The organism is Lacticaseibacillus manihotivorans DSM 13343 = JCM 12514 (assembly GCF_001435035.1).
GTDB classification, from domain to species: Bacteria; Bacillota; Bacilli; order Lactobacillales; family Lactobacillaceae; genus Lacticaseibacillus; species Lacticaseibacillus manihotivorans.
In genome coordinates this window covers 1-2,598 of record NZ_AZEU01000107.1, presented here as the reverse complement: position 1 = coordinate 2,598, position 2,598 = coordinate 1, and the positions used below count along the sequence as shown (strand labels likewise).

Sequence of the window (2,598 nt, the reverse complement as noted above, 5' to 3'; positions counted from 1 at the left end):
TGTGAATCGTGGGATTGCGCTGCTTTTTTGAAATTCTATGAATAATCCAGGATAAAAAAGGTGTCGCTCATCACGGCATCTTTTTATTATGCAGTCTGTTTGTTAAAGTTAAAGCTACCGATCAGTACCAATATGGAAATCATCAACATACCGACATAAACTGCACGCGTACCGCTAGTGATCGTAGTTGTTGCAGCTAACACGGCACTGACTGATGCTGTCCCCAGTGAACCGGCGTATTGTTGCATGGTATTGAACGCGGCGTTGCCATCAGGTGTCAGCTTGTTCGGTAGGTTTTGTAAACCGTAAGTCAACGCATTATTGAAAATAAACGAGAAGCCGATCATGTAAAGCAGATAACCACCAACAATCAAACCAGTCGATAGTGCTTGAGAGAAAATCAGCAATAAGCCATTGGCAGTCAGTAAAAACAGGCTCCCACAAAGCGCGACGCGGCGGATCCCGAAACGGTCGAGCCAATGTCCGGTGAACGGTGAAAGGATCGCCGATGCGAAACTCCCAACCAATAAACTGGCACCAGCTGAAAAACTGCCTAAGTGATTCACTAATTGCGCATAATTTGGCAATAAGAAGGTTTGACCTAATTGCATAAACTGGACAGAAAAGTACAAGCCAAGCGCTAAGTTGAATTGCCGAGAATGAAAGATAGTTAAAGCAATCAATGGATGCGTCTGCTTTGAGGCAACTTTGACATAACCAATCAGGCCTAAAAGTCCTAACAGAAGTGGCGTCCAAGTACTTAAACTGTTCAACCCACTGGCGCCAAGTTGATTGAAACCGACAATAATGCCAATTAAACCTAACAGTAGTAAAGCAAACTGGCCAACAGGAAAGACCATTTTTTGTTGGGGGAACACTTGGGGCATGTTCACAATGGCGATCACGCCAGCAATTAAAGCAACGGGCATAATCAAGCAGAAACTTAACCGCCAGCTCGCGACTTGAGTGACAAATCCGCCATAACTTGGGCCAAGAGACGGTGCTAATGCAATTAACATGCCAGCAATACCGACATAGCGGCCTTGTTGAGCACGGGGAACTTTAACCATAATGAGCGCGAAGACTAAAGGCATGATCAATCCGGTGGCTAAGCCTTGAACTATCCGGCCGATCAAAAGCATCGCTAAGTTGATGCTGACAGCACAAATGGCGCCACCGAGCACAAACAAGCCTAAAGCGCACACCACTAACTGTCGTGTTTGCATACGGCTTTCAATAAAACCGGTGATCATCATCGTCGCGGCTACCGCCAGTAAATAACCGGTGGTGACCCATTGGACGGCATTTAAAGTCGTGTGGAATTGTGCGACCAATGTTGGAAACGTCACATTCATTGCCGTTTCCAACAAGACGCCACAAAAAGCCAAAACTGCCGTGGCAAAAATAGCGAAGTTCGTGTGTTTTTGTTCAATCAAAAAATCATCCTCCATACCAAGTAGCGCGCCAAAACTGGCGGCTTTTCCTTGGAAGCAAAGATGATCTCGGGATATACAAGCCAAGCTACATATTACGATTAGGATAGCTGGCGAGAATTTTTTTGTCAAACTACAATTGGCCAAACTCAGTGTGATGATTCTTGAAGAAACGCAAGAACGCGGCCTTTTCATTGTTCATGCGCGTTGCCGAGTCGTAGCAGAGACTAACGGTAGTGGTAATGACTTCGGCCAGTGGAATTTGGACGATTTGGTCATCAGTGGCGATTTGTTGCATCAGTAGTGAACAACCGAGACCTTGTGATACTAAACTCATAATGTTATCGATATGGCCATCAGTATAAGTGATATTCGGCGTGAAGCCAGCTTGTTCACAATTTTTGACGACCAGATTATAAGGTCGTGAATTTTCCGGTTCGAGTAAAAAATTTTCATTTGCTAAATCACGCAGATGGATCTGTTTAGCCGAAGCAAGGCGATGTTTCGGGGGTAAAACTGCGACTAGGTGATCTTTGAAATAAGGGAGTTGCTTGAGGATATAGTCATTGCCTGGTGCCTTGATAAAAGCGACATCACATTGATGATCATGTAACATCCGCTCAAGCTTTCCAGAAGTTGCCGTTTTAATGCGAAAATGGATCCCAGTTTCGCTCATGAATTTTGCCAGTAGCGCAGTGATGTGATATTCGTTCATTGAAGGAATCGCACCGATCGTGATGCCTTGAGCGCCGGAAGTGACTGACTGTAACTCTTGGTCACAAGCGGATTCAAGCGCTTTAATCTGTTTGGCGTAGTTGAAATAGAGCTGTCCATAATAATTGAGCTCAACATTACGCGTATTACGCGTGAACAATTTGCATCCAGCAGTATGTTCGATAACTTGGATACGCTTGGATAATGAAGACTGTGAAATAAACAGCTTATCTGCAGCTTCGGTGAAGCTTTTGCTATCGACTAAAGTTAAAAAAGTGTCGAGATACTTCAGTTCCATGAGGCGCTCCTTTGATTAATCGCTTTTTGGAATAAGTGTAGGACCAAGACGAATTGCAAGTCAAGCGGTGCACGATCGATAATGAGGATGTTGAAAGGAAGCCTGGATTATTCATAGAATTTCAAAAAAGCAGCGCAATCCCACGATTCACAC

The 2,598-nt window shown here is 44.4% G+C and carries 2 protein-coding genes; both read right to left on the bottom strand.

Translation table 11 applies throughout. The features are described from left to right. Positions 1-86: 86 nt before the first annotated feature. Positions 87-1,436 (bottom strand): MFS transporter, encoded by a 1,350-nt coding sequence (locus FD01_RS05730; protein WP_056963130.1) that lies wholly within the window; start codon positions 1,434-1,436, stop codon positions 87-89. Positions 1,437-1,566: 130 nt separating this feature from the next. After that, the gene (locus tag FD01_RS05725; RefSeq protein ID WP_056963128.1) at positions 1,567-2,445 is read right to left on the bottom strand and encodes a LysR family transcriptional regulator; all 879 of its coding nucleotides are present in this window, start codon (positions 2,443-2,445) and stop codon (positions 1,567-1,569) included. Positions 2,446-2,598: the final 153 nt, after the last annotated feature.

Bases quoted from the DNA above. Each gene is read 5' to 3' on its own strand.
- FD01_RS05725 (WP_056963128.1), bottom strand. From the start codon at position 2,445: ATGGAACTGAAGTATCTCGACACTTTTTTAACTTTAGTCGATAGCAAA.